The sequence below is a fragment of the Vibrio sp. Sgm 5 genome, assembly GCF_026241575.1.
Taxonomy (GTDB): Bacteria; Pseudomonadota; Gammaproteobacteria; order Enterobacterales; family Vibrionaceae; genus Vibrio; species Vibrio jasicida.
Genome location: NZ_JAPHPY010000019.1, coordinates 19,703 through 43,187, shown reverse-complemented (window position 1 = coordinate 43,187; position 23,485 = coordinate 19,703). Strand labels below are relative to the sequence as shown.

General features: G+C 45.0%; 22 protein-coding genes. 14 read left to right on the top strand and 8 right to left on the bottom strand.

The features are described from left to right. Window positions 1-346 precede the first annotated feature (346 nt). Complete coding sequence (locus tag OQJ86_RS12335) at window positions 347-1,831, top strand: DUF1800 family protein (protein ID WP_265987939.1); 1,485 nt, start codon at window positions 347-349, stop codon at window positions 1,829-1,831. A gap of 5 nt (window positions 1,832-1,836) precedes the next feature. Beyond that, window positions 1,837-3,183, top strand: a complete 1,347-nt coding sequence (locus OQJ86_RS12330) for a DUF1501 domain-containing protein (protein ID WP_265987938.1) — start codon at window positions 1,837-1,839, stop codon at window positions 3,181-3,183. Window positions 3,184-3,340: 157 nt separating this feature from the next. On the opposite strand, the gene OQJ86_RS12325 is transcribed toward OQJ86_RS12330, so the two are convergent. Genes OQJ86_RS12325 through OQJ86_RS12315 form a run of 3 tightly spaced genes read right to left on the bottom strand, consistent with a single transcriptional unit; the run spans window position 3,341 to window position 6,197 of the window. Further along, window positions 3,341-4,135: a metal ABC transporter permease gene (locus tag OQJ86_RS12325; RefSeq protein WP_038882400.1), complete on the bottom strand. Its 795-nt coding sequence runs from the start codon at window positions 4,133-4,135 to the stop codon at window positions 3,341-3,343. Between the two features lie 3 nt (window positions 4,136-4,138). After that, on the bottom strand, window positions 4,139-5,065 hold the full coding sequence (locus OQJ86_RS12320; protein ID WP_265987937.1) for a metal ABC transporter solute-binding protein, Zn/Mn family: 927 nt from the start codon (window positions 5,063-5,065) through the stop codon (window positions 4,139-4,141). Beyond that, window positions 5,055-6,197 (bottom strand): hypothetical protein, encoded by a 1,143-nt coding sequence (locus OQJ86_RS12315; protein WP_038882403.1) that lies wholly within the window; start codon window positions 6,195-6,197, stop codon window positions 5,055-5,057. The genes OQJ86_RS12320 and OQJ86_RS12315 overlap by 11 nt, the downstream gene beginning before the upstream one ends. A gap of 579 nt (window positions 6,198-6,776) precedes the next feature. Here OQJ86_RS12315 and OQJ86_RS12310 point away from each other — a divergent pair. Then, window positions 6,777-7,430 (top strand): cupin domain-containing protein, encoded by a 654-nt coding sequence (locus OQJ86_RS12310; RefSeq protein WP_038882405.1) that lies wholly within the window; start codon window positions 6,777-6,779, stop codon window positions 7,428-7,430. 76 nt (window positions 7,431-7,506) lie between these two features. Here the strand turns inward: OQJ86_RS12310 and OQJ86_RS12305 are convergent, their stop codons facing one another. Next, a complete protein-coding gene (locus OQJ86_RS12305) occupies window positions 7,507-7,746 on the bottom strand; it encodes a YdcH family protein (protein WP_038865100.1) in 240 nt (79 codons plus the stop codon). A 231-nt stretch (window positions 7,747-7,977) separates the two neighbouring features. Between OQJ86_RS12305 and OQJ86_RS12300 the strand changes: the two genes are divergently transcribed. Further along, window positions 7,978-8,781 carry an SDR family NAD(P)-dependent oxidoreductase gene (locus OQJ86_RS12300; protein WP_265987936.1) on the top strand — a complete coding sequence of 268 codons (804 nt, stop codon included), beginning with the start codon at window positions 7,978-7,980 and terminating at the stop codon, window positions 8,779-8,781. A 311-nt stretch (window positions 8,782-9,092) separates the two neighbouring features. Next, entirely contained in the window at window positions 9,093-9,965 is an 873-nt protein-coding gene (locus OQJ86_RS12295) for a B12-binding domain-containing radical SAM protein (RefSeq protein WP_038882409.1), read from the top strand. Window positions 9,966-10,028: 63 nt separating this feature from the next. Here OQJ86_RS12295 and OQJ86_RS12290 read toward each other — a convergent pair whose 3' ends face one another. Beyond that, window positions 10,029-10,943 (bottom strand): LysR family transcriptional regulator, encoded by a 915-nt coding sequence (locus tag OQJ86_RS12290; RefSeq protein ID WP_042602152.1) that lies wholly within the window; start codon window positions 10,941-10,943, stop codon window positions 10,029-10,031. A 105-nt stretch (window positions 10,944-11,048) separates the two neighbouring features. After that, window positions 11,049-11,918, bottom strand: coding sequence for an AraC family transcriptional regulator (locus tag OQJ86_RS12285; protein WP_042602151.1), 870 nt, complete (start codon window positions 11,916-11,918; stop codon window positions 11,049-11,051). 124 nt (window positions 11,919-12,042) lie between these two features. On the opposite strand from OQJ86_RS12285, the gene OQJ86_RS12280 reads away from it, so the two are divergent. The 3 genes from OQJ86_RS12280 (at window position 12,043) to OQJ86_RS12270 (ending at window position 14,653) form a co-directional block, all read left to right on the top strand. Continuing rightward, complete coding sequence (locus tag OQJ86_RS12280; RefSeq protein WP_102387888.1) at window positions 12,043-13,191, top strand: PLP-dependent aminotransferase family protein; 1,149 nt, start codon at window positions 12,043-12,045, stop codon at window positions 13,189-13,191. 181 nt (window positions 13,192-13,372) lie between these two features. Next, window positions 13,373-13,591 (top strand): hypothetical protein, encoded by a 219-nt coding sequence (locus tag OQJ86_RS12275; protein WP_039974807.1) that lies wholly within the window; start codon window positions 13,373-13,375, stop codon window positions 13,589-13,591. Between the two features lie 33 nt (window positions 13,592-13,624). Continuing rightward, a complete protein-coding gene (locus OQJ86_RS12270) occupies window positions 13,625-14,653 on the top strand; it encodes a hypothetical protein (protein WP_265987933.1) in 1,029 nt (342 codons plus the stop codon). 111 nt (window positions 14,654-14,764) lie between these two features. On the opposite strand, the gene OQJ86_RS12265 is transcribed toward OQJ86_RS12270, so the two are convergent. Next, window positions 14,765-15,091, bottom strand: coding sequence for a DUF4156 domain-containing protein (locus OQJ86_RS12265; RefSeq protein ID WP_038865090.1), 327 nt, complete (start codon window positions 15,089-15,091; stop codon window positions 14,765-14,767). 79 nt (window positions 15,092-15,170) lie between these two features. After that, entirely contained in the window at window positions 15,171-15,626 is a 456-nt protein-coding gene (locus OQJ86_RS12260; RefSeq protein WP_038865089.1) for a hypothetical protein, read from the bottom strand. 242 nt (window positions 15,627-15,868) lie between these two features. On the opposite strand from OQJ86_RS12260, the gene OQJ86_RS12255 reads away from it, so the two are divergent. The 6 genes from OQJ86_RS12255 to OQJ86_RS12230 all read left to right on the top strand — a co-directional run bounded on the left by OQJ86_RS12255 (window position 15,869) and on the right by OQJ86_RS12230 (window position 23,337). Continuing rightward, a complete protein-coding gene (locus OQJ86_RS12255) occupies window positions 15,869-16,579 on the top strand; it encodes a lipoate--protein ligase family protein (RefSeq protein WP_104029604.1) in 711 nt (236 codons plus the stop codon). Window positions 16,580-17,400: 821 nt separating this feature from the next. Then, window positions 17,401-17,835: a DUF4402 domain-containing protein gene (locus tag OQJ86_RS12250; RefSeq protein ID WP_038865086.1), complete on the top strand. Its 435-nt coding sequence runs from the start codon at window positions 17,401-17,403 to the stop codon at window positions 17,833-17,835. A gap of 66 nt (window positions 17,836-17,901) precedes the next feature. After that, window positions 17,902-18,336 (top strand): DUF4402 domain-containing protein, encoded by a 435-nt coding sequence (locus tag OQJ86_RS12245; protein WP_082038289.1) that lies wholly within the window; start codon window positions 17,902-17,904, stop codon window positions 18,334-18,336. Further along, window positions 18,333-19,025, top strand: coding sequence for a molecular chaperone (locus OQJ86_RS12240; protein ID WP_265987931.1), 693 nt, complete (start codon window positions 18,333-18,335; stop codon window positions 19,023-19,025). The genes OQJ86_RS12245 and OQJ86_RS12240 overlap by 4 nt, the downstream gene beginning before the upstream one ends. A 43-nt stretch (window positions 19,026-19,068) precedes the next feature. After that, window positions 19,069-21,498: a carboxypeptidase-like regulatory domain-containing protein gene (locus OQJ86_RS12235; protein WP_265987929.1), complete on the top strand. Its 2,430-nt coding sequence runs from the start codon at window positions 19,069-19,071 to the stop codon at window positions 21,496-21,498. A gap of 264 nt (window positions 21,499-21,762) precedes the next feature. Continuing rightward, window positions 21,763-23,337 (top strand): DEAD/DEAH box helicase, encoded by a 1,575-nt coding sequence (locus OQJ86_RS12230; RefSeq protein ID WP_265987928.1) that lies wholly within the window; start codon window positions 21,763-21,765, stop codon window positions 23,335-23,337. Window positions 23,338-23,485 lie beyond the last annotated feature (148 nt).

Here is a 23,485-nt window from a genome sequence, read left to right as displayed (position 1 = left end):
ACGCAGGGTCTTTCATATCTTATAAAAACTATAGAAACAGTCTGGGAGTCGGATGTGAACTAATCAAGGCAACTTGATGATGGTTTGCCAAATAGTTCGTTTCCGTCACCGTTCTGCCGATCAACCTGTGCAACAAATGCGCTTTTTGTTGAATAACTCGCCTTTCATTTAAAGCTCAGACGAATAATTTTTAAATTAGGCAGCAAAGTCACATTAAACCTGCGGGTATTACATTCTTGATATCAAAAATCTGGATTACGATTTTAAAGATACAGCGTGTTTTTAAATATGGACGTGAAAAGAGACGCCTTACCTGACAAAGATAAGAATACCTACGGGAGATAAAATGAATCAGGCTTACATAGACGCGGCAAGAACGCTGCAACAATGCACGTTTGGGGGTTCCCAACGTGACATTAATGACCTTGTTCAATCAGGAAGCATTGAAAACTGGGTCGCTCAACAAACACTTATTACACCGTCTTCTTGGCTGAAGCATTTTGAGCAAGATGAGCTCAACGTACCGGACTTAGGGCAAGGCTTGTATAACGCCAGCAGCTGGACACGCATGACAGTCGAAGGCGATGATATCTTGCGTCAGCGTATTGCTTATACCCTGTCTCAACTGTTCGTAGTCAGTGTGAAAGATCCGGCATTTAAAGCGGCTTCTAAGCGTCGCTACATGTGTAATTACTTCGACGGATTGCTCGATAATGCCTTCGGAAACTTCCGCGATGTGATTCGCTTTGTGTCGAAATCGCCAATCATGGGTGAGTACCTGACTTTTGTGAATAACGTTTCTAACGAGCTCACTGCCCCAGATGAAAACTACGCACGTGAACTGTTGCAACTGTTCACGCTTGGCCCAGTTAAACTGCGTAACAACGGTGAAGTGCGTTTGGATGCCGAAGGTAACGAAGTGCCATCTTATACGCAAGAGGACATCGAAGAACTGGCGCGTGTCTTTACCGGTTGGAAGTTCATCGATATTCGCGGTGACGATAAGTACAGCCAGCCAATGTTGCCGCGCGGCGAGCATGATATGGGTGAAAAACGCATATTAGGTAAGAAGTTTGCCGCAGGCCTGTCCGCAGAAGAAGAACTAGAAGCGGTGATTGAGCTCTTGATGAGCCAAAACACGCTCTATACATTTGTCACGAAATTCTTCATCAATAAGCTTGTGACCAGTAACCCTAGAGCGGGCTACGTTCGTCGTGTGCGCCGCGCATTCAAGCGCTCCGATGGTGATATGCAAACGCTAGTGATAGCGATTTTAACCGACAAAGACGCGCTTCGCTCTGGCAGCACGGTGGGTAAATTGCGTGACCCGCTTTCTGTGTTTACCCATGCGATGCGCGCGCTACAAGTGAAGCGACGCGACGGCGTATTGATGTGGCCAAAACAGTTCAATTGGTATAACCGAACGTTGCCACTGTCAGCACCTTCTGTGTTTTATTATTACCAACCTGATGATGCGCCAAACCACCCTGATTTTAATGGTCTAGTGGCACCAGAATTCAATGTGTACCAATGGCATGACATCTACCAATATGGGATTCAGTTCCGTGAGCTTGTCGCTCGTTTCGAGGAAGAGGTCAAAGATTGGTACATGGATGAAGTGCTGTTCACCCGATACCTTGCTTTTGATGACGAAGGCGTAGTGGATTACCTAAACGAGCATTTGTTTGCTTATCAAATGAGTGAGCAAGCTCGTCAATGCTATCTCGATTACCTCGCCCAGTGCCCAAGTCGCCAATCTAAATGGCGCAAAGAGATTAAGAATCTCGTTATGAACGCATTGCTTTCACCAGAATTCATCACACAGGGGTAATCATCATGAACTTAACACGACGTCGTTTTTTACAAGCAGGTTCCGCTGGTGTTGGGGTTTCTGCACTTAACCTTGCTGCTTTTCCTGCCTTTGCAGACTCTTTCAATCAGTGCAAAAACGGTTATCGCGCCGTAGTGGGTATCGACCTTGCGGGCGGTAACGATGGCTACAATATGCTGATCCCTACTGCCGCACCGGCGAACAGCCAATATCGAGCATTGCGTGGCAACTTGGCTTTGAATGAGACGAGCTGTATTCATTTAGATGCGGTCAATGATGACGCCAAGCTAGCATTAAACCCTGCCATGGCTGCGCTCAAGACCTATTGGGATAATGCTAACCTTGTACCTGTTGTGAACCTGGGTCCACTGACACAGCGCGTAAACAATGTGATTTATGGTGAGAGTACTCGCCCTGCTCATTTGTTCAGCCACTCTCATCAATCCACTATGGTTCAGTCTCATGCGACCAAGTCTCTGTCGAAAGAGGGCTTTGGTGCTAAGACTTCCACCGAGCTCGGCACTATGCTGCGCAGTCTAAATGAGCTGTCGCCAATGTTTGATATTGGCGGCACGCAAGTGTGGACCAACTGTATCGAGGCGCAATCTAACTCGGTCGGCTCTCAACCACCGAGCGATATTTTTAATGACCAACGTTCGCGAGATCTGTTTGATCAATTGCAAAACACGGGCAGTTACGGCAACGTTTTTCAGTCTCACTATGCTGGTGTTGCGGTGGACTCGACCAGAATGTATCAGGAGTTCAGCGCCATTTTGAATGCCGAGATTACTGAGGTATTCCCAGAAACACGCATCGGTAATCAACTAAAAGCGGTCTTTAAACTGCTGCTGCATAAAGATCAGTTCCAACATCCTGCGCAGTACTTTAGTTGTAAGTTAGGCGGGTTCGATACTCACTCAGCTCAAATTAGCCGCCAAACGGGTTTGCTGCAAGAGTTGGCAGAAGCGATGGCCGCGTTCCAATTAGCTTTGGAAAACAATGGCTTGTTTGGTCAGGTAACAACCTTCACCCATTCGGAATTTGGCCGAACTTTGATTCCAAACGGTACGGATGGTACGGACCACGGCTGGGCAAGCCACGCATTGGTGATGGGCGGCGGTGTAGCAGGAAAAGCGATCGTGGGTGAATATCCAGACTTATCTGAGACAAGCCCTTACTTACTCTCGCGTGGGCGTGTGATTCCAACCATCTCTTCCGATCAGCTTCATGCGAGCTTAATGGCGTGGTTAGGACTGTCTGAAACGGGAATTAATCAATTATTCCCTGCGCTGGATAACACTTTGACAGATTCAATCCAACCTCAGACTCTCCCTCTGTTCAAATCTTGCTAATATATTAGGAGATAAGTAACTAAGTAATCAGTTAATAACTAGCAAGGTTACTAATAAGAAAAAGCAGTGCTAAACAAAAGGCTCCGTTCACGCGGAGCCTTTTTATCATTAAGCCAAAGTACTAGGTCAACGTTCAAGCAGGTTCCTCAGCCTGTTTTCATGCTGTTTCTTCATGAACGGATTGCGCTTTTTGCAGCCAAGGCTGAAGCAAAAGATTGAACAACATGCCTGCAATGAACAAGGTGATCACGATACTCGCCCCACTTGGTAAGTCATAATACGCTGACGCCGCGATGCCCGACAATATCCCCACGATGCCAATGCTGATGCTCGCAACGAAGAATCTTGTACCTTTCAGTGCTGCCGCACACAAAGCCGGAATCACCAACAAGGCAAATTCTAAATAGATGCCCGTTAACTTGACCGTAATCGGCATTAATATCGCGAAGATGAGATAGAAGCCACTGCCCTGCATGAATTCTGGCTTGAGCCACACCAATAACAACATCGCTGCGGTGATTAATGCCAAAGGCCAAACATCATCCCATGTCGACCACAACAACTGCCCGTTGAGAATCCCTTGGATAAAATCGGCACCGTGCGGATCTTTACTCACCAGTAATATCGCTAGAGAGGCGGATACCACAAACAAGCTGCCAATCATCGGTTCTAGATGTTGCTGATATTGTTTTTCCATTAAGGCGATCAAACCGCAAAGTAATAATGACATCACCCAAGGGCCAACCATCTCACCAAAGAAAGAACCAGAGAAGAGATCGTATTGGTTCAACCAATAGTGACTCAGCGCTGCCCCCAAGGCGGCAACTTGTGCCACCGCCAAATCGATGAAGATAATCTGACGCTTTAGCACTTGCTGTCCGAGTACCACGTTACCAACCAGAGCGATCAAGCCACACAGCACCGCGGGTAATAGCCATGCATAATCTGCCATGATTTAGATCTTCACCGGAACAGGTTGCACGAGCACATCCAACAAATCATCGATAACTTGGTCATACATTTCATCCAAGCTTTCGCCATCAGAAACCGTCAAGGGTAGTTGAATCAGAGGCTTGTTGGTATGTTGTTGTAACCAATTCGCAGGACGTTTGTCTTGATGCGACGAGTAGACAATCGCTTCAAAAGAATCCGAGTCCAACTTAGTCAAAGACTGCAGATGTGATGTGGTTGGTGAGATGCCCGGTTTAGGCTCTAAGTCAGCAATTTGCTCCATGCCTAACCAATCGTACAAGTAGCGATAGGTTGCGTGATACCCCACAACTTGCTTGCCTTTCAATGGTGCAGCTTTCTCATTCCACTCATTGAGCTTTTTACGCCAAAGGGCACGGAACTTCATGCCGTTAAATTGATAGGTTTGCGCGTTGTCTGGGTCAAGCACTTGTAACCGTTTCGTCACCGCATGTGACAAGGGAATAATGTCATTAGCCGCAAACTGCACATGGGGGTTTCCGTGCGCATGAATGTCCCCCATGCTGCGGTCGACATGATCATGAGTGTCTAACATGCGCACGAAATCAGTCGCGTAGATCATGCTTTGTGAACCGTTTTGTACCGCACCATTGCTACTGCGAACTTGCAGCATAGGTAACCACCCTACTTCTAACTCCGCGCCAGAACACATGGCCATGTCGGCTTGGCGCATCTTTGCAATCAAAGAAGGGCGAGCTTGTACGTAATGAGGATCTTGCTTGGCGGTGGTCGCAGAATAGATGGTCGCGTCTGGGGCGTGACTTTCGAGAAGAGCTTTCCATTCTGGCTCACAAACAAAGATGTTAAGAGCCAAAGCAGGTGAAGAGATGATGGCAGCCCCCACCGCCATCATCGCTAAACTGCATTTATTTAATGTCAGCTTAGAACGCATGTGCACCGTGCGCTCCAAATGTCATCACGTATTGCAGAGTGAATACGTTGTCTGTCTCGCTGTCTTGGTTATCAATGCGAGTGTATTGCGCACGGATAGTTCCGAAGTGAGAAGAATCCCATGCGATCATCGCATCCATTTCTTTATCATTCAGTGCTGTGAAGTGCATGTGGTCGCCGTGCGCATGGCCATCGTAGCTTTCAGCTTCACCGTAACGAAGTCCCGCTGACCAGCTTGGGTTAAAGCGGTAAACACCCGATACGTAGTATGCGCTTAGATTGTCTGGCGATTCAGCATCGTTCTTGTATTTGCTGTCTACCACACCGTCTAGCAACATGTATTCCGCAGATAGCGTGAAGTTGCTGTACTTGTAGTTACCATCTGGCGCCCACTTCCATACAAAGTCTGCACCGTATAAGTTTTCACCCGTTACCGCAGCTGCGTGGCTGTGGTCATGATCGTGCTCGCCTGCATGGCCGTGATCATGATCTTCGAACTCTGTTACCTTACCGTTTTCGTTACGTAGGTAGCTCAGGCCAAACTGCCAGCTTGAAGACTCTGAGAAATCGCTGCCAAGCTTAAGTGTTGTGGTGTAAACGCCAACTTCAGAGCCATCTTCAACAGAAGACATCTTGCTGCCGCTTAATGCTTCTACACCTAACTTCACATATAGGTCAGTTGGAAGAACAATGTTTGCACGCACACCGTCATCGTAGTAATGCGAGCCAAGGAAAGTACGGTAAGCAATTGGACGCTCAACAAAGCTGTCTGTGTGCATGTGTTGGTTGTTCAGGTAACCAAAGTCAGATAGGAAGCGACCTGCACGTACATTTAAGCCGTATGGTAGTGCTAGTGTCTCAATAAACGCCTCTTCAAGCATCAGCTCGGTTTCATCACCGTGGCTTTCTAGAACCGCCGTTAGTGCACCGTGGAATTTATCATCAATGTTTGCAGACATGTTCAGCTCAGTATGACCCAGGCCAAAACCTTCTTCACGCTCTGAGTTATGACGCTGGCCATCTTGATAGTAACCGTCTAGTACCACGCCAATCTGAGGGTTCGAAAGCGTATCGGCGAAAACTGGGGAAACAAACAAACTACCAACCGCTAAAGAGACCAATTTTTTATTCACAACGTTTTTCCTTATTTTGTTATGTTATAACACCATCAAATATTTCGCGGATGTTATAACATAACAAGGATTAAAAAAAGCGAAGCATGTAACAATTTGTAAAATCATTTTGTGTGAACATTATCAATAATAATCATAAGGTTAATGATTATTGACCATCACACATCCAGTTTGCTCATCACATCTCTCCGCCTTACCTCATGTTTGTTCAGCGAGCTAAAACGATAAAAATCAGAGCCGCCAAACAGACAAGACACGTGTAGTTTGAAACTGTGTATACCCAAGTAACCTCAAAGTGCTAGGTTCAGCGAGAATGACTTGGTTTGAACGCGAGGCAACAATTTGAAGATCTAGTGGCTCTAAATAAAAAATTGTTAACGAAGCATACAAGCCAAGGCAACTCGCCCTTTGGGAGCGTGTCACTGACGCAATTTCATCGTCAAACAACTTGGAAAGAGCTTGCTATTACGCTGCGTTGTTTTCCTTGAACTTGAATCAGTGACAACGCTCTGAATCCTGCACCTTGAAGTCACTTGGGTATATATTTATTCCAAACATGACTGACACCGGTAACAAGCAATGTTAAACATGGATTTTTCACAACGGTTGGTGATTAACACCGCACAACAAGATTGGATTGCCAGCCCAGCATTAGGCGTTTGGCGAAAGCCACTAGAACGAGAAGCCAAAGAATCTGGGCACACCACCAGCGTAGTGCGTTATGAGCCAAATTCACAGTTTTCGACCCACCCTCACCCATATGGAGAAGAGATACTGGTGCTCGAAGGGGTGTTTTCTGACGAACATGGCGATTACCCAGCGGGAACTTACCTACGAAACCCTCCGGGAAGCCAACATGCCCCATTCAGCAAAGATGGTTGCGTGATCTTAGTGAAACTTAATCAATTTGATCCTAACGATCTGGAAACGGTACGCATCAATACCAACCAAACCGAATGGTTACCGGGTATTGGTGGATTGGAGGTAATGCCATTGCACAACTTCGAACACGAGCATGTTGCATTGGTCAAATGGCCTAAAGGTGAAAAGTTTCAACCTCATCGCCATTTTGGAGGGGAAGAGATCTTTGTTCTGTCTGGTGAGTTTAATGATGAATTAGGTCACTACCCCCAGCATACGTGGTTACGCAACCCACACATGAGCGAGCATTTTCCTTTTGTTGATCAAGAGACGATCATCTGGGTAAAGACAGGGCACTTACCTGTCGAGTAGCGTTTAGAACCAGTATAAAAACGGCATAAAAAACGGCTCGAAATTCGAGCCGCCATCCATGGAGTCACAGTCTTAATTATGCGCTCATAATTTTTGTGTAAAGCCAGTCTTTTAGCTCCGCACGATTATGTTTAAGTGTGTTCATTTCATGGTCGTCGAGTGGGTTTCCTCGCAATTCTAGTTCGCGGATTTCTTTATCGAGAGAGTTGTAGCTTTTAGCGTTTTCAGCAAACGAGGCGTCACTTGCTGTCAGCTGATTGATGGTATCCAAATGTTCTGGGAATTCATGAGTTAATGAGTGATTTTCGCCTAACATAAAGACCTCTTGGGCTGAGTGTATTTTAGTTAATCAAGCTGCTCAAATCTTAAGCAACGCTTGAAATAACCATAGCATTTCGTGGGCGGTTAATTCGTCGTATCGCCCACAAAAAGATAACAAATTGATTTTCAATTTTGCGTATAAAGTGTTTCCCTCTTTACCTCGATAGTTTAATCACTCTGTTCACTCTATGATTGTTGCATAACGACTTCATGAGGAATCTCAATTATGCAAAAAATCATCCTGATTACTGGCGCTACAGACGGCATTGGTTTAGAAACAGCAAAGATGTTAGTGGCAGATGGTCACCACGTGATTGTTCATGGCCGCAACGAGGCTAAACTACAAAACGTAGAGCAAGGCTTAATTGAGATGAATGCTGGCAAAGTGGAAAGCATCGTTGCTGATCTGTCTTCAGTCAAAGCCGTTAAACAGATGGTTGCAGAGGTGGCAGAGCGCTTTGGCAAACTGGATGTGATCATCAATAACGCAGGCGTATTCGCGACACCTAACTCAAGAACTCAAGAAGGTCTTGATGTGCGCTTTGCCGTTAACACCATTGCACCATACATGCTGACAAAAGAGTTGCTCCCACTACTTGGCAACACAGGTCGTGTCGTAAGCCTATCTTCTGCGGCACAAGCACCAGTGAGCATCGAAGCCTTGATGGGCGAAAAACCACTGTCAGACGGTGAAGCTTATGCTCAAAGTAAATTGGCACTGACAATGTGGTCACGCGTTATGGGATTGCAGTTGAAAAACGTCGGCCCTATGGTGGTTTCCGTCAATCCAAAGTCATTCCTTGGCAGCAAAATGGTGAAAGACGCTTACGGTATCGCGGGTAATGACATCAGTTTGGGCGCAGACATTCTAATTCGTGCTGCACTATCGGATGAATTTGCTCAAGCGTATGGTTCGTACTTCGACAACGATATCGAAGCTTTTGCCGCTCCTCATCGTGATGCGTTGAATGACATCAAATCACAACAAGTGGTAGACGCGATTGAAGCAATGATTGCTAAACTCGCTTAATTCAACACAGTTGTTTCCTGTTAAACACCTAGCTTCGGCTGGGTGTTGTCATTTTTACGTACTGGTTCCTGTTTACTGCTTTCTGGCGTTTCTGTTTCTCACGTTTTGATCTCGCGCTTATAAAACTGCCATCATTGTTCATTTTCAATAAAATCTAAAAACTCATTTGATATAAAGGCCAATTATCAACAAAGCCTTCTCTTGTTAATCTTCAGCCATCGGGAAAAACGCCAGACTCAAACGCGTTCGTTCCCATTATCTTTCGCGAGTGATGACATCGAATCATCCCGCTTTTAACTGGAGATCCAACTATGAACTATGAGGGCAAAGTTTACCGACCATGGCCGGAATACCGCAGCATCTTAATCCAAACCACATTGGGTTGTAGCATCAACACCTGCACGTTTTGCAGCATGTTTGATGACAAACGCTTTAAGGTACGCCCTATTGAAGACGTGTTTAAAGATATTGAAGAAGCGCGTCTTATCTACCCACATGTAGAGTCGATCTTTTTGATTGATGGTAACGTTATGGCGGCACGTACGGATTACTTACTTAAGATCTTCGACAAACTGCGTTCAACGTTTCCTGAATGCAAAAAGATATCTCTTTACAGTGGATTGAACGATTTCCGCCGTAAAACCATTGCTGAATTGAAAGAGCTAAAAGATGCGGGTTTAGATATGGCCTATTCTGGCCTTGAATCTGGCGATCGCGTTGTTCTTGAGCGCATTAAAAAACGCATGTCACCAGAGCAAGCGATCGAAGGCATGGCAATGGCAAAAGAAGCTGGCATTGAAGTGTTGCTGTCTTTCATCTTTGGCCTAGGTGGACGCGAACGTTCAAAAGAACACATTATTGCGACAACAGACATCTTGAACCAAATCAATCCTGAGCAAATTGCGCCTATGGCACTTGCGATTCAACCAGGAACGGTGATGGAACAAGAAGTGAAGAATGGTGAGTTCATTATGCCAACGCAACTTCAAGTGCTTGAGGAAGAGAAATACCTACTCGAAAACTTGAACATTGATACCTTCTACTGGGGCGACCATGGTAACAACATCGTTCCACAAAAAGGTTGGTTGTTGGATTCACGCGAGGATTTTCTGAGAAACATCAATCACGCGATAGCATCTAACCCAATGGCAAAAGACAACGTCATCCAGACTTTCTCTTGGTAGTCGTTCTCTTTCTCGCTAAATGAACACAATAAAAAACGCTTTCCGATTGGAAAGCGTTTTTGTTTATTTCTGATGGGTAGCCAGTTCGGTTTCCCAGTAAGGTGGCTGCCCGTAATGCTCGGCAAAGTAATCAATAAAGGCACGAACCTTAGGTGCGATCAAACGTGAGCTAGGGTAAACCGCCCAAATGCTGGCGTTCATCACCAATGGGTAGTCTTCCAAGATTTCAACCAACTCACCGGCTTGAAGCTGTTTGTAGACACTCCAAATCGAGTTGATCGACACACCAAGTCCATCGATACAAGCATCACGCATCGCATCGCCGTTATCGGTTCTAAAGCTGCCCGAAGCGCGCATCGCATAATGACCATCTGGGGTTTCAAACACCCAATTGTCTAGCCCCATTAGCGTCACGCATTCGTGCTCAGCAAGTTCTTGCGGTGTTTTCGGCGTACCGTGCTTTTCTAAATACTCTGGTGAAGCAACAATGATACGGCGATCCGGTGCTAGTTTACGTGCCACCAGCGTTGAGTCTTTCAACTCTGCAAGACGAATCGCGACATCGAACCCGCCTTCAACCATATCAATGATGGAATCGGAGAAACGAAAATCCACCGTTAGCTCTGGATAAGCCGCCATAAAGCCTTTGAGTGCCGGCACAAGATGCAAACGCCCAAACGATGCTGGAGCCGTGACTCGAAGCGTGCCAGTTGGTGCGCTATGACCTACTCCGACCGCACCTCGTGCCGCTTCTACCGTTGCAAGCACTTCTTCCGCGTGTGGCAAAAATGCCTGACCTTCTTCCGTTAATGAGACCTTACGTGTGGTTCGGTGCACAAGGCGAACGCCTAGCCCTTCTTCCAACTTATTGATGTGGGCGCTGGCAACGGCTGGCGATAATCCAAGCTCTTGTCCTGCCATGCTGATGTTGTGCGTTGATGCCAAACGAACGAAAAGCTTGAGATGTTCTATATTCATTTCATTTTCAACTTATTCTATAAAGTCCGACGTCAATGCCGGGCATTTTCATCTGACACAATAGTAAAGCATTGAACGTGAAGCAAAGCTTTTTAAAAGAAATTGTTAGAAGAAACTGATAGGCAAGTAGAAATCTAATTCAAACGCTTCTTCATGATTTAAAAAGTGGTTTTGATGATAATGCACATACGCAGGAGTTGAGCGTTGCTTAAAGCCCGAGTTTGGCAACCATTTCTCTAACACCATGCTGATTTGAGGCAGCAACTCACCATACACACCAGTCAACCTGAACACCGCATGTAAGCCCCCCGGAATCGTCATCTGGTTCACCACTCCGCGATACTTAAGCGGTTTATCAATGGCCATGCACGCCACGTAACGACATTTGTCCAACTCAACCCAAGCCGGGTTGGAATGATGTAAACCATATTGGGTAGAGAAGTCTCGGTTCTCTGAATTAGCCCAAGCTTTAAGCACCAACCAAGCATTGCGAATCGAACGGTTATACCCCTCGTGACGAACATAAGCCGCAAACCGCTGTGGCACTTCGACAACTTTAGGATCTGGTAAAGCACGCTTGGCGACTCGATGATAACCCGCAGCGACTTCGGGATCTTTTAAATAAGGCTTCTCTGCGATCTGTAAATCGTGTTTTCGCCATACTCCTGGCGACAAGGCAAACGTAGCTTTAAAGGCCCGACTAAACGAAGACACGGAACTGAAACCGCACTTATTGGCAATCTCTAACACGGAGGATTTGGTATCAAACATCAGTTGATTGGCTGCGTATTCCATTCGCGTACGACGAATGTATTGATGAATCGACTCCCCTACAACCTCTTTAAAAATACGGTGGAAATGCTGCTCAGAATACGCTGCTACATCAGCCAACTCTTTAGCGGATAATTCTCTGCTAATGTCTTGGTGAATGTAGAACAGTACGTCATTGATTCTGGAAACTTGTTGTTGGCTCATATTCTGTCTTTTGGCTTAAATAGCATAAATGGACATGTTTAACAGCATAAATGGACACACTAAAGTAAGCAATTCCCATGTACTATTTCTCGCATAACAATGAGAAATACGAGAAACACAACACATGGAAATCGCACAGTCACTACAACAAGTAAAGTCATCGTACATTCGAGAGATCCTCGCTGCTGCCAGCGATAAAAACGTCATCTCGCTTGCTGGCGGTTTGCCAGACGAGAAGACCTTCCCAATCGATTTAATGAAACCAACACTGGAAAATCTCGCAAACATGCCTGAGGTTTTCCAATACGGTTCGACGGCCGGTTACACACCTCTGCTTAATTTCTTGACGGATTACTTCCAGTTGCCAGACACGCACAGCGCAATGGTAACGACTGGCTCTCAGCAAGGTTTGGATTTGATTGCGCGTGCTTATGTGAACCCGGGTGACAAAGTCGTAATGGAAGCCCCAAGCTACCTTGGTGCGATGCAGGTGTTTGGCTTGGTTCAAGCAAACATTGTGACTGTTTCTCAAACAGAGTTCGGTCCAAACCTTGAAGAGCTAGAACAGTGCTTCGCTGAGCAAAAGCCTAAGATGTTCTATGCGGTGCCAGATTTCCATAACCCAACGGGCGTATGCTGGGCACTAGAAACGCGTCAAAAGGTTGCAGAGCTTTGTATTCAATACAACGTGGCTTTCATCGAAGATGCACCGTACCGCGAGCTGCGTTTCTCTGGTGAAGCTTTGCCTTTGGTTTCTGATTTCTGTCCACAGAACTCTATCGTACTGCGTTCATTCTCTAAGATTGCATCGCCAGGCCTTCGTATTGGTGTGGTTACGGGTAAAACTAGCTACCTAGAACCGCTGATTAAAATCAAACAAGGTGCCGATCTGCACTCAAGCGTACCGATGCAAGCCCTACTGCACGGCTTGCTTCAACATGACAACTTTGCCACCCACATCACCACCATCTGTGAATTGTACAAGTCTCGCTACGATGTGATGTATGCAGAGCTAGAAAAACAGCTTCCAGCAAGTTGCGTCCTTAAGCCTGTTGATGGTGGTATGTTCGTATGGGTAGAGATCCCAGAATGCGATACGTTTGAACTGGCCAAATCATTGTTGGCTAACGGCGTTGCCGTTGTACCAAGTCCTGTATTCTACCCAGAGGGCTCAGCAGTCAAAGCAGCGCTGCGCTTAAACTTTACAAACGCTACACCAGAAGAATTGACAGTTGCCGTGACCCGTTTGGCGGACGTATTAAACGCACTGTAGTCAAAATTACGCCTTGATTTCCAAATACCTGCCTTTGAGATGCGAATTAAGTCTCAAAGGCAGCGTTTCAAAAAGTTCCCAAAAAAATTTATTTTTTTCTCTCAAAATCAACTCTCTACGTTAAGTGTCTGTTTTCGCTTGATCCTCGCACCATCGCAAAAAATAGATCTCGATCACGAATTTGAAGCTTGGAAAAGTTACGTCTATCTTTCAGAAAAAAGACATCGACCTTGTAGCATCATCGACGAATTCAAACACTTTTGATCGTGACGGCTTATCGCGATTTAGAGTTGGGCAGAAAAAGCCAACTAAACAGTCTTGTGAAGATGAACGTGGCGAGGACGCAACTACAACCATTCTGAATGTCGCTATCCCAACTAAGTTGGGCAACAAACGTTAGCTGAGCGCATCATATTCCAGAGGGGTTATCAGGATGAACAATCGACCATCAAAAGGACTCGTCATCACTGGCTTGTCCGCCATGCTATCACTCGTTGCTGCAACATCTGCAAATGCAAGCAACTCACCGAACTGTAGCGACGTTCTCGCCGGTAATAAGACCGCTGCATCGCAAAAAATGACGGTGTTGCTTGGGGAAGATATTACTCAAGCTAACCTTGTAACTACCGTCGTTCCAGAGAAAAACAATCCATTCGTGACCGAAGCATTAGTCTCTGTGGCTAACGACGTAGCACCAAACGGCCCATTACCAAAGCAGTCGCTGGCAGAAATCAAACAAGTGCGTGCCAACATAGAGAAGGCCGGCGTTGAAGTAAGCAAGTTACAAGGTACATATGAAGTCGCATTCGTGAGCTTAATTGATGGTCACTGTCAGTTCTCGACCAATAACATGACCACTCACGCGAAGATCGACTTCGATCACTTAGAGGGCTTGTCTGCTTACTCTATCCCTGCACTACTGGCGATGGTAGATAAGTCTTACGCGATGGCAGAAACACGTATTGCAGAGGAAGAAACGCGTATCGCTGAAGTTGAACGAGAGAAACAAAGACAGAAAGAGTTGGCAACCGCTGCGGCAGCCGCTCGTTACCAAGACGCGAATGTCTTAGTCAAAGTCGAAAAATTTGACGGCTCGAATGTCACTTTCTCTGTGACTAACTTAGCAACAGAAGGCGATTTACAGCCAAGCTTTAACACCTTCAGAGCGTACCAAACCGATAAAGGCGAGTTGATTTACAAATCCGAATCACTGTTGAGTTTGGTAGATGGTGAAGGTAACGGCCTAGCAACCATTGGTATTGCTGAACTTGGTCCAGAGGGAAACAGCGACCTGACGATTTCTCCTGGAGAAACTCGGAAGTTCATTACCAGTGTAGAATCTGAAGTGGCGCCTCAAGCTCAGCTAAGCTTGGAATTTCCTGCCAAAGTGCTCAATACCGATGACGCATTCAGTGTATCGTTTACCGATTCCGTTGCTATGGCGACCGCAAGCTTGAACTAAAATTCAAGAACGGCCTGTCCTGTCGTTCCTTGCAGCCCCCTTTAAAATTGGGGGGCATAAAGCAAAAAAGCAGACTGTCGACAGTCTGCTTTTTATTCGTTTGTTCCAAGCTTAGTTTTGGCATTGATACGCGTTAGCGAACATAGTGACCGAGCTTGAGAAACCCAGAGGTTGATACAAGTAAAGCGTGTCTGCACCCAATTCCACTGCTTTTATGCGCATTTGGTTTAATGTGCCCCAAACCATGTCTTTGTCTGCATGGAGCCAGTAATCGTAGAAGTGACCTTCTGAGCCCATTACTGTACCAAGGTGTTGGCAGTTTTCGATTGCATTTACATCATCCCAAATCACTTTTACTTGCTCTGATTCTTGTGTTGGGAACGTCACACAACCAGTTAATAACGTTGCTAATGCTGCACCAGTCATTAACTTTTTCATAATTTCATCGCCTTAGAATTAAATAGACTGCGGATTCTATTTATCGTTTAAGCAATGAACAACAAAAATTTTTTATGCTTTACACAAGCATTGATTTTCTTGATGCCTTTAATGCGCGAGCATCACGAATATTCAGCGTCATCAAGGTAAGATTGATGAAGCCAGCAAGCAACTCAATCCCCTGAATAATGTAGAACATGGTATCAAACTGACCCATTCCCGCTAAGTACTTTAAGTAAATTGCAGCAGGAACCAAAATCAGCAGACCATTCAAGGCAACAAAAGGCATGCGTTTTTTCTTCGCAGCTAAAGGCCCTTTTTTCACATTCGGTGCCATCTTAGCACCAGTAATTCCAGTGATTGCCATTAATGGTACGACTGCCCAAATCGCATAAGAAATATAGGTTTTTACTGCCAAAATGGTTTGGTGGTTACCAAACAACTCCACCAGTACGGTGCTAGTGAAAAAGCTCATGATCAATAGATAGGCACTGATAGAAGCAAGTCGATGAACTAAAGCGAGTTTCTTTTTCATAGCAGTATTCTCTTTTTTGATTTGATGTGAGTAGCGGTACAAAACAAAGATTACACAACAATCATTGCATACGCAACATTTGCATTAAAAGCAAATTATAAACCTGACTCGATATTTGCACATGAAGGTTTTAACTTAATGTTTTTAATGAACATTTACTTTCAAACAAAAACAGAGTTGTGATTGGATTTTGTGAAGGAATTGGAGTAAAACTGAAGGGTAGATGAAAAGAGGGACTGAATTTGGCTTCCAAAAATAAACTGATCCGCTATCAATGCACTGAAGTCGCAGATGTTTTCAGTAAAGAAGATGAGCTGATCAAACTCGTGCAGACGGATCAACTCTCTCAAGTCCTACTGTTATGGCAAGTGAAGAGCCCAACACTAGTTCTTCCGGCAGGAAAAAAGTGGCTAATTTCGGATGAGCTTGAACAAGGCCTTGAAGACACAAACTGGAAGCTATTCTCGAGAAAAACGGGGGGCGCACCAGTCCCACAAGTCCCAGGAATCATTAATCTCTCACATATTTATCATTGGCCAGAAGGTCAGCCATACGACATCAAAAAAGCGTATCTCGACTTATGTTCTGTCCTAGAGGTTTTCTTTGAACAACTCGGTGTGAAGGTTGATGTGCACGCAACACCAAACTCATATTGTGATGGGGACTACAACCTAAACATCAATGGACAAAAAGTGGTCGGAACCGCACAACGAGTCTTACTGAAGAAAGGCGGCGGGCAAGTGGTGCTCTCTCAGGCCTGCATTCTTATTGATGCGGACGTAGAAAAGATCGTTGAACCGGTAAAACTGTGCAATCAATTGTGTGGCCATGCCGATCATATTCGCGGTGATGTTCACACCCCCCTATTTAACCATATTGAACAAAGACCGAGTGTGGATGCCTTGTTCCAGCTCATCACTCAAACTTTTTTAGATCGCGCCAAGCAAGACTAGACTCTCATAATAAGCTCTCATCTCTTTTGAGAGCTAATCACAGAGCGTGGGAAAGTCTCTCCGACACTGCATCTCAAATAGTGATTTTGCTTATGTCGACCATAAGGGTTGAGCCTTATTTACCACCAGCACTATATTATATACCCAAGTGACTTCAAGATGCAGGATTCAGAGCGCTGTCATTGATTCGAGATCAAGGAAAACAACGCAGCGTAATAGCCAGCTCTTTCCAAGTTGTTTGACACAGCCATTGGTTTAATTAAAAAAGCGGGTCAATGACACGCTCCCGAAGGGCGAGTTGTCTTGGTTTGTATACTTTGTTGCCGATTCTTGATTTAGGCCCACTAGACCTTTAAATCGCCGCCGCGTCTACAAACCAAGCCACTCTCGCTGAACCTAGCATTTTGAGGTTACTTGGGTATAATTATTTAATGTTATAACAGAGATTAAATTTAATTATGTCTCAATCACTACATCTTAATTATTAAAGCCTACATTAACATCCTCTTCATTAAAGCTTGATAATACTTATATTGAATAATATTCACCTTATTTTTATGCAACTAATAACTACACATTATTTATATGGTTAATTTATTTAAATTTTTTAGCCACAATATAATACCAGCTTAATTAGTAACCGCTAATAGCTTATGTGACCGCTGTTCAACTTATTTATATATAAACTATCTAATTATAGAAATATTTTTACAAGCTATGCTTTCTGTGTATTTTATTCAACTGACAAATATACCAACCCCTAGTTATTTGTCTCATATATAAGAACATTTTACTCAAACCAAAACACAACAGGTAAAGAAATGAATACATTTGTAAAAGTTACTGCGCTATCTGCTATCACCTTTTCATCAATGAATGCTTTTGCCGTTAGCGATACTTTCGACGCAACGTTAGAAGTAAAACAAGCGATCACTATGACCAGAACGTCTAATCTTGATTTCGGTATTATCACATCAGACCGTACAACAGATGTTGTCATTGCCCAAGGTGATGCGGGCGCCGCAACATTCACTATCGACGGCGGCGCTGGCGAAGTGGTTGATGTTGCTATCTCTGGTACTAACCTTGTAAATGGCGCAAACAACGTTGCAGCAACCTTTGACTTCTCTCCTGCGTTGACACTAACAGGTGGAACTGCTGAGCTTAAAATTGGTGGCACAGCACAAGTATCAACAGCAACGCTTGTCGCAGGTACGTACTCTGCTAGCGTTCCAGTTGATGTTACTTACCAGTAATCAATAGTATTATTTAATGAAATGGCGGCAATATTTTAATGCCGCCATTATCAAAATAAGAATATCATGCCATTAAAAGTCGCTTTTTATTTAGGGTTATTTTTATTAACTCATCAAAGTTGCTTGGCATTGACGATCGTCCCAGAAAATATGGATATCACTTTCCCAGGAATATATTTATCTGGACGAGGTCAAAATGCAGTTTCCAACCCAACCCACAGTCAACTTTACGTTGTCCGCTTTTATGTAGACGGTGACCCGGGGCGAAAAATTACCGTCACCGTACCTAACAACCAATACCTTAATCATGACAAATCATCTCGAAAAATTAAGGTTCGTCGAATTTTTTATGGGTGTGGTTTATCTAAACGCGGGCGCTCAAAAATAAACAGCAACGGAAGAAGCAAATTGTTGTGTATCGGCGCAAAAATTCGGATAGGCGCAAAATTTCCAGCAGGCAGCTACTCTGGCACCATTCCTTTTGAGGTTAATTATCGATGAAGCACCTAGTTCTATTACTCACGACAATATTTGTCTCATTCCCCAGCTATGCGCAATTGTTGATTGCTCCCACCCGTTTGGTGCTGAATGCGGATCAATCAGTGACAGAGAAGATCATCGTAGAAAACAACTCAGACAAACCCATTAGGCTTGAAATTAAGCCAGTTTATCGCCCTATCACTTCGAGGGGTGTCACCCGCACCGATAAAGACATCGCGCAAACGGAAGATATTGCAAAGTGGATCAAAGTATCTCCGCCGATCATTCGAGAGTTAAAGCCAAACCAAAGACGTACGATTCGCTTGAGGTTTAGCGCTTTACCAGCAGATAAAGACAACGGCGAATATAGAGCTTACTTGTGGTTCTCTCCTATCACTTTGGCTCAAAGCCAAACCGCAGACGCTCAAAGCTCTGGGCCCTCTTTTGCTCTCGACTTCCGAGTAAACAGCTACATCCCAGTTTACGCACAACGCGGCGAGGTTCAACAAAACGTATCCATCCAATGTAAACAAGGTGAGTTACGCATCCAAAACAAAGGCAGATATCAATTTAATGCGATGCTCAACACCGATAATCATCAAGAGAGGCTGGTATTGCTTCGACAATCTGAGCTCGTGAAACGACTTCCGGCCAAGAGTAAGATTCTTATCACACAAGACGAACAATCACTACACGAATGCACCCTGTAACCAGCCTTACATCAATTCACGTACTAAGCCCAATCTAACGAGAATGAGACTACGTTACATTGGGCTGTGTTTGTCGATGATCTTCGCCCTATCTTTTCCGTTATTCGCCAACGAACCATCGCAGTTAGCCTTGTATCCTGCTCACATCGAGGTTCGTTTGGGTAATGTGGGGGACAGTTTTTATCGTGTTATGATGGATGACGAGGAACAGCCCTACCTGCCTATCGAGAGCAGTATTGCTTACTTATTGGAAATGCACGGAAACTGCGTTCATAAGCGTTGTGAAATACACCTACCGCAAGACGTGGCACGAGAAACCCCCGCTTTCATTATCGACCTAAGCCGTCACGTATGTTACCGATCAAATTCAACGCAACAGCCTATCCAGATCCTTTTTTATGAAGAGGAATGGCTTATCCATTGGCGTAGCCTTAATGACTGCTTACCCGTTAAAGCTCGTTGGTATATCGAAGACTACCAACTCATCATCGACAAGGGCTATAAATCCCCCTCGGAATTAGAGGAGGAAATTCAAAAACTCAAACGTGATTCTCGAGATAGAGCCAAACGACTCGAACAGTTGACGCGACAACCCTCAGTCAGGCCGCTATCAACGTTGGGCTTTTCCACTCGCCTTTCCGCAACCGCGTCATATGAGAGCGATAACAAGGAGGGAGGACACCTGCTCTCCGATTCTCTATTGAGTACAGAAAATTGGATTGGCCAAATGTCTGTAGATTCACGAGAAGATCATCCAGTGGCATACTACAACATCACAATCGCTCAACCAGACAACCACAACCGAGTTGAACTTGGACATGTGTTATTGGATGGTGGTCTCTACTCGAATCCTGTGATTCTCGAAAATGGCTTTCACTACTCCAACCACAAAACGGTGCCAAAATTTGGCAACCTTCAATTGGAAAGGACAACCCAGCCAAACATCAACATCGATCTTTTAGTCAACGGGGTTTATCAAAGCTCATACCGCTCTGATGATTTTGGTCGCTTTGTGATAGAAGAAAGTAACATTGCACCGGGCGATACTCTCACTTTCCGTTATTACTTGGCCAAAGGTGTTTGGCAGCAAGAGGAAGTAATTATCGCAGGTTTGGATGGTGGCTTCCTTCCAAAAGGGCAATGGGGGATAGATCTCATCGCCGACTTTGAAAAGGCAAAAGTTGGCGCAGGTATTTTGGAATATGGCATTGATGATTACCTCACTTTTGGCAGCACCGCGTTAATTGCAGACCACGACACGCTCTTGGCTTTCCAAACACGCTATCTCCCACGCCACTGGCTTGCAATGCATGTGGGCTGGATTCCTGAATTACAACGTTTTCCTATTGAGTTGGATATGCAGTTTGGTCGCACACAATCGTTAAGCTTAGAGCTCAACAAGACGGTGAATTTCACGCGGGATTTCGAGTTGTATGACGCTTTAAAATACAGCTTTTCAGGCCCTTACTATAACGCCTACCTTGATTTAAGACGTGAAGATGATAAGTACCAAATCTCACCTCAACTCAGTGCAAAAATTGCACGTAACCTTTTTCTCCGCGTTGAATCCAATTACACACGCGACCAGATAGAAAATATCGACGACTTTTTACATACTATTGAGCTCGCCAAGAATGGCTTTTCTGATACCTCATGGCGTGTAAAAGGGGCATGGGATAAATCCGGTTCTCTTGAACAAACTGAAGCTTCGTTGCGAAATATTTGTACCGATTGCTGGATTAACTATGGGCAGTATTTTGAAGAAGTGATGTCGAACCTGTCTGCCAGTTATACCAATAACGATGTTGAATTATCCGCAACGTTAGAAGCACGCGTAAACTCAAACTTCAAAATAAAACTGTTCGGCAACCACGAACATTATGGTATTGAGCTTACTACGGAGGCCGGGATTCGCAGCCATTTCGACGACAACATTGCCGAAATATTAGATTGGAGCAAATACAGTTATGCCAAGCTCGTCGGCACCGTCGTCGATCAACAAGGCAACGTGATCCCAAATGTCAATTTGCGTGTGCTTGACCAATTCGCGATGAGTGATGAAAACGGCGAGTTTGTTTTCCATCAAGTTCCTGCCCACGATAACCTTTCTATCCATGTTGATGAGAGTGCCCTCGACCTCAACTTAACAACGCAACACAATCCCATTCTAGTCAATACTCGCCAAGCGGGGGTTACACAAATATCCGTGGTCTTGATCGCCTCTTTTGGTATTGATGGAGTAATCGAAGGCCCACTTGAAGACTACAGCTATCTCCATTTCAAACACATTGCCAACGATATGGAATTCTCAAGCAAAATAGAAAAGGATGGCTTTTATATGGTCGAAGGACTCACGTCCGGACTCTATCTTATTACTCTAGAAAACGGACAACAAAAAAGAATGATGCAAGCCCACCTAGACAATGAATTTTGGATAAGTGAGCTGAACTACCAAGTCTCTGACTTTCACTGAGACATTGAAAAACAACCAAAGCTTATGATTCAAAAGAAAAATATAGTAACAGCATCAATAAAGTCCCTCCTCCATCTATTTTAAAAACTCAGAGAGGTCATCCCCAGCCGCTGTCACTGATTCGGAAGTGAGATCTGGATCAACTATTCATCGGTAACAGAAATAGTTGAAGCTAACGCCCAAAAGCCTCAGAATGTCGCACTTTTCGCGTCGCGCATAAAATCGACGCCTTGTTATCAAACTCGACAATTGAGAATCATACATATGGGTTTTACCTCGTTAGGTCTATCTGCTCCAATCCTTAAAGCTATTCAGGAAAAAGGCTACGACACCCCTTCGCCAATTCAGGCTCAAGCAATTCCTGCAATTCTGGAAGGGAAAGACGTCATGGCAGCAGCGCAGACTGGTACGGGTAAAACAGCGGGCTTTACTCTGCCAATCCTAGAACGCTTGTCAAACGGCCCTCGCGTTCGTAGTAATCACGTTCGTGCACTTATTCTTACACCCACGCGTGAACTTGCAGCTCAAGTACAAGAAAACGTGTTCATGTACAGCCGTCACCTATCGCTAAACAGTGCTGTTGTGTTCGGTGGTGTTAAGATCAACCCACAAATGCAGCGTCTACGTAAAGGTGCTGACGTATTGGTTGCAACCCCAGGCCGCTTGATGGATCTTTACAGCCAAAACGCGGTGAAGTTCGACCAACTAGAAGTACTCGTATTGGACGAAGCGGACCGCATGCTGGATATGGGCTTCATCCGCGACATTCGTAAGATTCTTGATTTGCTGCCTAAGCAACGTCAAAACCTACTGTTCTCTGCGACATTCTCGAATGAGATTCGTGACCTTGCGAAAGGCCTTGTGAACAACCCGATTGAGATTTCAGTGAACCCTGCAAACTCTACAGCACGCACTGTAGAGCAAAGCATTTACCCATCAGACGTGAAGAAGAAAGCGCCGATGCTGGTAAAACTGATCAAAGATGGTGATTGGAAACAAGTACTGGTCTTCACTCGCACTAAACACGGTGCAAACCGCCTGGCGAAATTCTTAGTGGACGAAAAGCTACCAGCGGCAGCGATCCACGGTAACAAGAGCCAAGGTGCTCGTACTAAAGCGTTGGCTGATTTTAAATCTGGCGAGATTCGTGTGCTGGTAGCAACAGACATCGCCGCACGCGGTATCGATATTCCTCAGCTTCCTCAAGTGGTTAACTTCGAGCTACCAAAAGTGGCAGAAGATTACGTTCACCGTATCGGTCGTACAGGCCGTGCTGGAGAAGTTGGTAAAGCGATTTCTCTAGTGTGCGCACTTGAAGCATCAGAGCTTTTTGCCATCGAACGTTTGATTCAACAACTGCTTCCACGTAAAGAGCTAGCGGGCTTTGCACCAACCAATGTGGTTCCAGAATCTAAATTGGATACTCGCCCAATCAAGCCTAAGAAACCGAAAAAGCCTAAGAAGCCAAAAGCAGAAGGTGAAAACAGTCAAACCGCTGAGAAGAAAAACAGCGGCGGTAACAACAAACCAAAGCGTCGCTTCAACAGCGACAACAAAAACGGCAAAGGTGAAGCAGGTAAAGGCGGCGCTGGTAAACCAAAAGGCAATCGTGACGATCAAGCTCGTTCAAACGGCAAGCCAAGCGGTAACAAGCCGAATAGCAACCAGTCTGGAGCGAACAAACCGGGCGCAAATAAAAACGGTAACGGTGGCAAACCATCAGGTAACCGCAAGCCTAACAGCGGCAAGCCAGCTGGCACAAAGCCTTCAAACGGTAAACCGTCAGGCAATAAGCCATCAGGACAACGTCGCAAGCCACGTCCGCAAACTGCTAAGTAATTAGATAACGAGTTAAAACGACAAAGCCGCTGATAATACCAGCGGCTTTGTTTTATCTAAATGCTCACCTGAATCTAAAAATGTTTGAAGTCTCTACAACTAATCAATCATTTACATATCTGTGATTAACCCACTCATTTATTTACGC

What these genes read in the sequence shown, in the direction of transcription:
- OQJ86_RS12285 (WP_042602151.1), bottom strand. Translation starts at nt 11,918, where the DNA reads ATGAGCCAACAACAAGTTTCCAGAATCAATGACGTACTGTTCTACATT.
- OQJ86_RS12265 (WP_038865090.1), bottom strand. Translation starts at nt 15,091, where the DNA reads ATGAAAAAGTTAATGACTGGTGCAGCATTAGCAACGTTATTAACTGGT.
- OQJ86_RS12230 (WP_265987928.1), top strand. Translation starts at nt 21,763, where the DNA reads ATGGGTTTTACCTCGTTAGGTCTATCTGCTCCAATCCTTAAAGCTATT.
- OQJ86_RS12245 (WP_082038289.1), top strand. Translation starts at nt 17,902, where the DNA reads ATGCCATTAAAAGTCGCTTTTTATTTAGGGTTATTTTTATTAACTCAT.
- OQJ86_RS12335 (WP_265987939.1), top strand. Translation starts at nt 347, where the DNA reads ATGAATCAGGCTTACATAGACGCGGCAAGAACGCTGCAACAATGCACG.
- OQJ86_RS12235 (WP_265987929.1), top strand. Translation starts at nt 19,069, where the DNA reads ATGAGACTACGTTACATTGGGCTGTGTTTGTCGATGATCTTCGCCCTA.
- OQJ86_RS12260 (WP_038865089.1), bottom strand. Translation starts at nt 15,626, where the DNA reads ATGAAAAAGAAACTCGCTTTAGTTCATCGACTTGCTTCTATCAGTGCC.
- OQJ86_RS12295 (WP_038882409.1), top strand. Translation starts at nt 9,093, where the DNA reads ATGAACTATGAGGGCAAAGTTTACCGACCATGGCCGGAATACCGCAGC.
- OQJ86_RS12240 (WP_265987931.1), top strand. Translation starts at nt 18,333, where the DNA reads ATGAAGCACCTAGTTCTATTACTCACGACAATATTTGTCTCATTCCCC.
- OQJ86_RS12280 (WP_102387888.1), top strand. Translation starts at nt 12,043, where the DNA reads ATGGAAATCGCACAGTCACTACAACAAGTAAAGTCATCGTACATTCGA.
- OQJ86_RS12310 (WP_038882405.1), top strand. Translation starts at nt 6,777, where the DNA reads ATGTTAAACATGGATTTTTCACAACGGTTGGTGATTAACACCGCACAA.
- OQJ86_RS12250 (WP_038865086.1), top strand. Translation starts at nt 17,401, where the DNA reads ATGAATACATTTGTAAAAGTTACTGCGCTATCTGCTATCACCTTTTCA.
- OQJ86_RS12330 (WP_265987938.1), top strand. Translation starts at nt 1,837, where the DNA reads ATGAACTTAACACGACGTCGTTTTTTACAAGCAGGTTCCGCTGGTGTT.
- OQJ86_RS12320 (WP_265987937.1), bottom strand. Translation starts at nt 5,065, where the DNA reads ATGCGTTCTAAGCTGACATTAAATAAATGCAGTTTAGCGATGATGGCG.
- OQJ86_RS12290 (WP_042602152.1), bottom strand. Translation starts at nt 10,943, where the DNA reads ATGAATATAGAACATCTCAAGCTTTTCGTTCGTTTGGCATCAACGCAC.
- OQJ86_RS12270 (WP_265987933.1), top strand. Translation starts at nt 13,625, where the DNA reads ATGAACAATCGACCATCAAAAGGACTCGTCATCACTGGCTTGTCCGCC.
- OQJ86_RS12300 (WP_265987936.1), top strand. Translation starts at nt 7,978, where the DNA reads ATGCAAAAAATCATCCTGATTACTGGCGCTACAGACGGCATTGGTTTA.
- OQJ86_RS12325 (WP_038882400.1), bottom strand. Translation starts at nt 4,135, where the DNA reads ATGGCAGATTATGCATGGCTATTACCCGCGGTGCTGTGTGGCTTGATC.
- OQJ86_RS12305 (WP_038865100.1), bottom strand. Translation starts at nt 7,746, where the DNA reads ATGTTAGGCGAAAATCACTCATTAACTCATGAATTCCCAGAACATTTG.